Source organism: Lederbergia citri, from assembly GCF_018343625.1.
Lineage (GTDB): Bacteria > Bacillota > Bacilli > Bacillales > Bacillaceae_C > Lederbergia > Lederbergia citri.
In genome coordinates this window covers 994,550-1,002,491 of sequence record NZ_JAGYPG010000001.1, presented here as the reverse complement: position 1 = coordinate 1,002,491, position 7,942 = coordinate 994,550, and the positions used below count along the sequence as shown (strand labels likewise).

6 protein-coding genes are annotated in these 7,942 nt (G+C 38.0%); 5 read left to right on the top strand and 1 reads right to left on the bottom strand.

Annotated features, from left to right (window positions below; genetic code table 11):
• Positions 1-110: 110 nt before the first annotated feature.
• The gene (locus KHA97_RS05045) at positions 111-1,469 is read right to left on the bottom strand and encodes an IS1182 family transposase (protein ID WP_213123618.1); all 1,359 of its coding nucleotides are present in this window, start codon (positions 1,467-1,469) and stop codon (positions 111-113) included.
• 192 nt (positions 1,470-1,661) lie between these two features.
• Between KHA97_RS05045 and KHA97_RS05040 the strand changes: the two genes are divergently transcribed.
• The 5 genes from KHA97_RS05040 to KHA97_RS05020 all read left to right on the top strand — a co-directional run bounded on the left by KHA97_RS05040 (position 1,662) and on the right by KHA97_RS05020 (position 7,808).
• Positions 1,662-3,341: a formate--tetrahydrofolate ligase gene (locus tag KHA97_RS05040; protein ID WP_213123617.1), complete on the top strand. Its 1,680-nt coding sequence runs from the start codon at positions 1,662-1,664 to the stop codon at positions 3,339-3,341.
• Positions 3,342-3,413: 72 nt separating this feature from the next.
• Positions 3,414-5,285, top strand: a complete 1,872-nt coding sequence (locus KHA97_RS05035) for an ABC-F family ATP-binding cassette domain-containing protein (protein WP_325167430.1) — start codon at positions 3,414-3,416, stop codon at positions 5,283-5,285.
• Between the two features lie 73 nt (positions 5,286-5,358).
• Entirely contained in the window at positions 5,359-6,483 is a 1,125-nt protein-coding gene (locus tag KHA97_RS05030; protein ID WP_213123615.1) for a conserved virulence factor C family protein, read from the top strand.
• 24 nt (positions 6,484-6,507) lie between these two features.
• Positions 6,508-6,945 (top strand): BrxA/BrxB family bacilliredoxin, encoded by a 438-nt coding sequence (locus KHA97_RS05025; RefSeq protein WP_213123614.1) that lies wholly within the window; start codon positions 6,508-6,510, stop codon positions 6,943-6,945.
• A 263-nt stretch (positions 6,946-7,208) separates the two neighbouring features.
• On the top strand, positions 7,209-7,808 hold the full coding sequence (locus KHA97_RS05020) for a YpjP family protein (protein ID WP_213123613.1): 600 nt from the start codon (positions 7,209-7,211) through the stop codon (positions 7,806-7,808).
• Positions 7,809-7,942: the final 134 nt, after the last annotated feature.

The following is a 7,942-nucleotide window of genomic DNA, read 5'->3' as shown; positions in this document are numbered from 1 at the left end:
TAAGGTTCTTTCAGATTGTAGACAAAAGGCATTTCGAATGGAAACATTCGAAGTGCCTATTGTGTTTTTTTTGGTTTTTAAGGATATAGATGCCTCGAAGAGGTATTTTCTTAGGCCACTTCTGGACCTTGCCATGTCCAGCTGGCCATCTTTTTCAGATTCATGGCAGCAAAAGTAAGCATCGCTTGCATGGACAATTTTTTAAGACCCCGTAGGGTTGTCCAACGCATACCATGCTTTTCTTTTCCATCGGCGAATACACGCTCGATGGTTTCTTTTCTTCTTGCGTAGATTGCCTTGATGTCGTCTTGATGACGAAGATGTTCCGCTTCCTCAACAGCATCTTGCCACACGTGCCTTTGGATCACCTTCTGGTGATTCTGGCTCAAAGTACATTGTGAAAGTAAGGAACAATCCTTACAGATGGAGGGAATGGACTTATACTGACGATATCCTTCCTTCGTAGTGGTGACATACTCTAACAACTGCCCGTCTGGGCAGATATAGCAATCATAGTACTCGTCATAGACATACTGGTGCTTTTTCAGGAATCCCTCTTTTGTGTGGGGACGAGTGTACGGTAATACTGGCTTGATATCATTACCTAACAGATACTGTGCAATAGCAGGGGTTTTATAGGCAGCGTCAGCAGCAACGGCTTCAGGCTTTCCAACTTTCTCAATTACTTTCTCTACCAAAGGCTCAAGGATATGACTGTCATGAGTATTTCCAGGCGTGACAATAGCACCAAGGACAAAACCGTTCCTGTCAGCTGCGGCGTGGTAAGAATAGGCGAACTGTTTCGTACGTTCATCCTTCACATAGTAACCACTCTCCGGATCCGTTGTACTTTCTTTGATTTCCTTGTACTCTTCTTTTTCGAACTTGTCCGGAGGAAAAGGTTTTTTACCATGGTCCTCACGGTCCTGATTGATCTCTTCATTCAGTCTTTCCTGATAAGCACGCGTCTCTTTCCGTACAACTTTCTTGGCAAACTTCCTTTTGTTCGCGCTTGCCTTTACATGAGTGGAATCAACGAATACGTGCTCAGCACTAATCAATCCTTTGGTGGCAGCTTCTTTCAGGATTTTGTAAAAAATCTGTTCAAAGAGTTCACTGTCTTTGAAACGTCGCTCATAATTCTTCCCGAATGTCGAGAAGTGAGGGACCTTATCATAGAAACCAAAGCCCAGAAACCAACGGTAGGCCATATTTGTTTCGATCTCCTCAATGGTTTTGCGCATTGAACGGATGCCAAATAGGTATTGGATAAATGTCATTTTAATCAAAACGACCGGGTCAATACTTGGGCGACCGACTTCTGAATACATACCTTCCACAAGTGGATAAATAAATGAAAAATCAATCGCCGCCTCTATCTTGCGAACCAGATGGTTCGCTGGTACAAGTTGGTCAAGAGCGATCATTTCGATTTGGTCCCGTTGGATTGATTTATTCTTAGTCAGCATTTTTATCACCTCAAGTATTGGTATATCTATAATTTTATAAAAAAATAGACTGTAGGCAAACCCGACTTTCGTCGAGTTTGTCTACAGTCTGAAAGAACCCATATAAGGTTCTTTTTTCATTTCTCCAAGTGGTATTTAACCACTGCCATGTTACAATTAAAAGTGAATAAATAGCCGGAGGGGTTGTTGAGGATGAGCGAATTTAAATCGGATATTGAGATTGCACAAGAGGCAGAACTGCAGCCAATTCAAACTATCGCAGATCGTATTGGCCTTTCTAGTGAGACAATTGAATATTTCGGTAAATATAAAGCAAAAATTTCTTTTGAAAAGATTCGTGATATACAAAGAAATAAAGATGGAAAGATTATTCTTGTCACTTCCATTAACCCTACTGCTGCAGGTGAAGGTAAATCAACTGTTACCGTTGGACTAGGTGATGGTTTATCGAAGCTCGGAAAGAAAACGATTATAGCTCTCCGTGAACCGTCACTAGGACCGACGATGGGGATCAAAGGGGGGGCGACAGGTGGGGGATATGCTCAAGTACTTCCCATGGAGGATATAAATTTACATTTTACAGGAGATCTTCATGCCATCACGACCGCAAATAATGCTTTATCAACACTCATCGATAATCATATTCATCATGGTAATTCATTAAATATAGACCAAAGAAGGATAGTATGGAAACGAGCGGTTGACTTGAATGATCGTGCACTGAGAGAAGTTGTTGTTGGGCTTGGGGGTCCCATTCAAGGTATACCACGCCAGGATGGATTTGACATTACGGTTGCTTCGGAAATAATGGCAGTTCTTTGTCTTGCGACTGACTTGTCAGATTTGAAGCATCGAATTTCCAGGATCGTCATCGCTTATACATATGATAAACAACCTGTTACCGTCAAAGATTTAGGTGTTGAAGGGGCTATAACATTGCTTTTAAAAGATGCACTAAAGCCTAATCTTGTGCAGACGATTGAACATACGCCGGCGATCGTTCATGGCGGTCCATTTGCTAACATCGCCCATGGTTGCAATAGTGTAATGGCAACAAGAACCGCTGCAAAATTAGCCGACTATGTTGTAACAGAAGCAGGATTTGGTGCGGATCTTGGAGCGGAAAAATTCCTGCATATTAAATCAAGAAGTGCGGGGATTCAGCCAGAAGCGGTTGTAATAGTAGCGACTATTAGAGCGTTAAAAATGCATGGTGGACTTTCCAAACAAGAACTGCAACATGAAAATATTTTAGCTCTTGAAAAAGGGATGGAAAATTTAATGAAACATATTGAAACCATCACTCATTTTGGTCTTCCATATGTTGTAGCAATCAATCGCTTTTCATCAGATACTGAGGCCGAAATTTCTGTCCTGGAAAGATGGTGTGAACAAAATCACATTCCAGTATCTTTAACAGAGGTTTGGGAAAAGGGAGGCGCTGGAGCGGTTGATTTAGCTGAAAAAGTTCTTCAAGAAATTGAAACTAATCAACATTCATTTACATATTTATATGACTTGCATACATCACTAGAAGAAAAAATTAAAACAATTGTTCAAAAAGTATACGGTGGTAAGGCCGTAGAGTTTTCAGTAAAAGCACTGAAGCAATTACAAGAATTCGAAGAGCTTGGTTGGGGGAATCTTCCTATTTGTATGGCTAAAACTCAATATTCTTTATCTGATGATCCTCAAAAAATTGGAAGACCGACTGATTTCACAATACATGTCCGTGAACTAAAACCTAAACTAGGTGCGGGCTTTATTGTTGCCTTAACTGGTGAAATGATGACAATGCCTGGCCTTCCTAAACAACCTGCAGCCTACCGCATGGATGTAGATGAAAATGGTGCGGCGATTGGATTATTTTAAAAAGATTTAAGGAAGCTGGCAGGTAAATCCATACTGCTTATTACAATGATGATTGGAATGGTTTGATTGAAAATTTTTTCAGCAGAAAATATTACAAAAGTATATGGAGAAAAACAATTATTTGAGAATATCTCCTTTCATGTAAACGAGAAAGAAAGAATTGGCATTATTGGGGTGAACGGAACGGGAAAATCAAGTCTTCTCAAGCTAATTGCTCAAATCGATGAACCTGATTCCGGTACATTTACTCATCCAAAAGACTATACCATTTATTATTTAGCACAGGCACCCGAAATGGACCAATCACTAACGATTCTTGACCAAGTGTTCAATAGCGATGCTGAAATTATTCAATTAGTAAAATCATACGAAAAAGCTTTAGCACAATTAGAAAAAGACCCTGAAAATGAAAAATATCAGCATACATTATTTGAGTATCAAAAAGAAATGGATGCAAAGAATGGTTGGGAAGCAAGTACAAATGCAAAGGTTATCTTGTCCAAGCTGGGCATCACTGACGTAAACAAAAAGATTGGATTATTGTCAGGAGGACAAAAAAAGAGAGTAGCACTAGCACAAGCATTAATAGAAACTCCAGACCTGCTTTTACTAGACGAACCAACAAACCATTTAGATTATGAAACAATAAAATGGTTGGAAGGATTTTTAAATAAGTATCCTAAGGCGGTTATGCTCGTTACCCACGATAGATATTTTCTTGATCAGACTACGAATCGCATATTGGAACTCGATCATGGTCGTTTATATTCATATGATGGAAATTATGAAGCTTTCATTGAAGCGAAAGCATTAAGAGAAGAACAAGAGTTGCAAGCTGAAGATAAGAGAAGAAATTTATATCGAAATGAACTTTCTTGGATTAAACGTGGTGCGAAAGCAAGATCAACGAAACAAAAAGCTAGAATCCAAAGATTTGACAAATTGGAAGGCGAGCTTGGGAAAGTTCCTTCTAAGGCTGAGGTTGATATCTCGCTTCAAGGAAGTCGATTAGGAAAGCAAGTCTTTGAATTTATTGATGCAACAAAATCTTTTAAAGATCAAGTGATTTTAAAAGATTTTAACTTATTGATCAAACCAGGTGACAGATTTGGAATAGTGGGAAGGAACGGAAGCGGAAAATCAACATTCTTGAATCTATTAGCAGGAAAGATGAAATTAGATAAAGGAGAATTGGTAACAGGTCAAACAGTAAAAATTGCTTACTATACACAAGAAAATGAAGAAATGGATGAGAATCAACGTATTATTGCGTATATTCGAGAAGCTGGAGAAGTAGTTGAAACAAATAAAGGTGAAACCATTTCAGCCGCCCAAATGCTGGAACGTTTTTTGTTTCCAATGAGCACCCATGGAACTATTATTAAAAAACTCTCTGGCGGGGAGAAGAGAAGATTATATTTACTGCGTCTCTTAATGAGTAAACCGAATGTACTGTTACTGGATGAACCTACGAATGATTTAGATACAGCTACGCTCACGATTTTTGAACAATATATAGACGAATTTCCTGGCGTCGTCATTTCGGTTTCGCATGATCGATATTTTCTTGATAAAACAGCTAATCAGTTAATTATCTTTCAAGGGAATGGGCAAATAAATCAATTTTACGGAACATATAGCGATTATTTAGAAACGGAGGCAATGGGAGAAAGAAAAAATATCGAAACAGAACAAAAATCTTTGCAGCCTACTAATGAACAACCTAAAAAGAAAAGATTATCGTATCATGAGAAAAAAGAGTGGGAAACAATTGAGGATGATATTTCTGAAACAGAAATCAACCTGACACAATTGACTGAAGAGCTGGAGAGTGTAGGAAGTAATTTTGAAAAGGCTCAACAGCTAATGAATGAAATTGAACAGTTGAACGATCATTTAGAGCATTTAATATCAAGATGGTCTTATTTATCGGAGTTAGTGTAATCCAAATTTTTTAGCGTAAAAGAGTATTATGATACAATATTAAAAATAGAAACTTAGAGGGGGAATATGAGAGATGAAAATAGTAACAATTGAACCTACTCCAAGTCCGAATACAATGAAAATTGTTTTAGACGAAGCTTTGGCTGCCGGAAAAAACAATAACTATAAAAAAGATCAAGCTGAAGGAGCTCCGCCTGCCATTAAAAAAATCCTCAATATTGAAGGAGTTAACGGCGTCTATCAAGTAGCAGATTTTTTAGCTGTAGAAAGAAATGGAAAATATAGCTGGGAAGAAATCCTGCCTTCAGTAAGAGAGGCGTTTGGTGAAGAAACCAGCGCTTTAAATATAGAAAATCAAACGCCGGATGAGCATTTTGGAGAAGTTAATGTACAAATTCAAATGTTCAAAGAGATACCACTCCAAGTAAAACTTACGAGTGGAAATGAAGAAAAAAGATACGGACTCCCAAACCGATTCCAAGAAGCGATGAGTAAAGCTCAACTCCCAGATGATAATTATATCCTCCTTCGCAAGTGGAAGGATTTAGGAGCACGCTATGGAGAATTCGATCAAATTGGAAAAGAAGTGGTCGATGAATTAGGTGCAGCTTACCCGGAAGAAAGATTGCAAGCATTAATAAATAGAGCACTAAACCCATCCGAAGAAGTGAAACACATTAGAAAGTTAATAAAACTTACACCAAATATGCTTGATGATCCGGACTGGAAAAAGCGATACCAATTACTTGAGCAAATGCAAGACCCGATAATCGAAGATTTACCCGTATTAGAAAAAGCCTTATCTGACGAGAAGCTATCCATTCGTCGCTTAGCGGTCGTCTATTTAGGAATGATAGAAGATAAACGAGTATTGCCTTTGCTATATAAAGGACTAAAGGATAAAACGGTTACTGTTAGAAGGACTGCAGGTGATTGTTTATCGGATCTTGGCTTTCCAGAAGCAATGGGTGAAATGTGTGAAGCATTAAAAGATAAAAGTAGAATTGTGCGTTGGAGAGCGGCAATGTTTTTATATGAAGTTGGAAACGAAACTGCTTTGCCAGCCTTAAAAGAAGCTGAGAATGATCCAGAATTTGAAGTTCAATTACAAATAAAAATGGCTATTGAACGAATTGAAGGCGGAGAAGAAGCGAAAGGCTCTGTTTGGAAGCAAATGACTGAAGCTAGGAGCAAATAAGCGAGAATATGAGGAGTGATAGATATGTCAATGGCATATGAAGAATACATGAAACAAATTGTAAAACCAATGAGAGAAGAATTAACGAATGCCAATTTTCAAGAATTGTTGACTGAACAAGAAGTAGAAGAGTTTATGGAAAGTGTTGCAGGGACGACACTCGTTGTCATCAACTCAGTGTGCGGCTGTGCGGCAGGACTTGCGAGACCAGCTGCCACTCATGCTGTATCAATTAGCGAAAATAAGCCTGATCATCTTGTTACGGTTTTTGCAGGACAGGATCGTGATGCAACAGAAAAAATGAGAAGTTATATTAAAGGGCAGGAACCTTCCTCACCTTCAATGGCGCTATTTCAAGGAAAAGAATTAGTTCATTTTATTCCAAGGGAAGATATAGAGGATAACGATGTTGATACGATTGTAAAAAATATAAATGATGCTTTTAGCAAGTATTTAAGCTGAACAAAAGAAAGCTGCGGTAATACTTTCCCGCAGCTTTAGTCAGCTATTGCACAATAAACAAAATAACCTAACATGATAAATGCCCCTATATTAATAAGAATGCTCATGAAGAATACCCTCCTTGTCCATACAGTACTATCATTATAACGGAAATTCATACAATTGCCATTTTTTTGATACAAAACGAAACTTTTTATCGATGTTACGTTAAAAATAGTATATGATAAAAATATATATTTTTTTCAAAGAAAGGAGTAGCAGCGATGAAATTATGGTTAAGAAAATCGTTATTCGTATTAGTTTCGATTTTAACATTCGGAGCTGTTACTCCTTCCCATTCTTTATGGTCTGAAAATGATGATCTTCCAAAGGCGCAGCATCGAGGAAATGCAACTAATGATACTGTACAAAAACCTATTATCGATACAGACGTCCAGGTTGCAGTAAAATCTCATAAAGAACAATTCGTTGAAATGATGACAGATGAAGCTGAGCGACAAGCATTGATAAAATTTGGACCGAAGATTTCCAATGTAATCAAGGATGAATTTGAAGAAATCATTTTGCCTAATATTGAAGCGGCTATTGACATGACAGCTGCCCAATTTTCCGATGATGAACTTAATAACCTGGCCGTAACAGAAGCACCTGGTGGCGGGGTAAGCGAGAAAATATTCAATATTTACAATACTAAAACAAACCAAGATATAATCCTTTTTCATGTTAGAAGAGATAAACCGCCTCTAGAAGGATATACATTTAACTTTCACTATCATACTTATCATGATCAATTTCAAACTCACTATACGATCGGAACCATTCAATGGGACAAAAATACGCCTCCTAACTGGCAAACAGTATAAAAGCAAGTTCGCTTCTGCGTTCTTGCTTTTTTTATGGTAATCTTCTTTTTGGTAATATGAAGGTCATTCTCCTAATCTACAAAAAATGATATAATATTTTTATAAATATATAGATTGCTGGGGGAGTAGGGGCT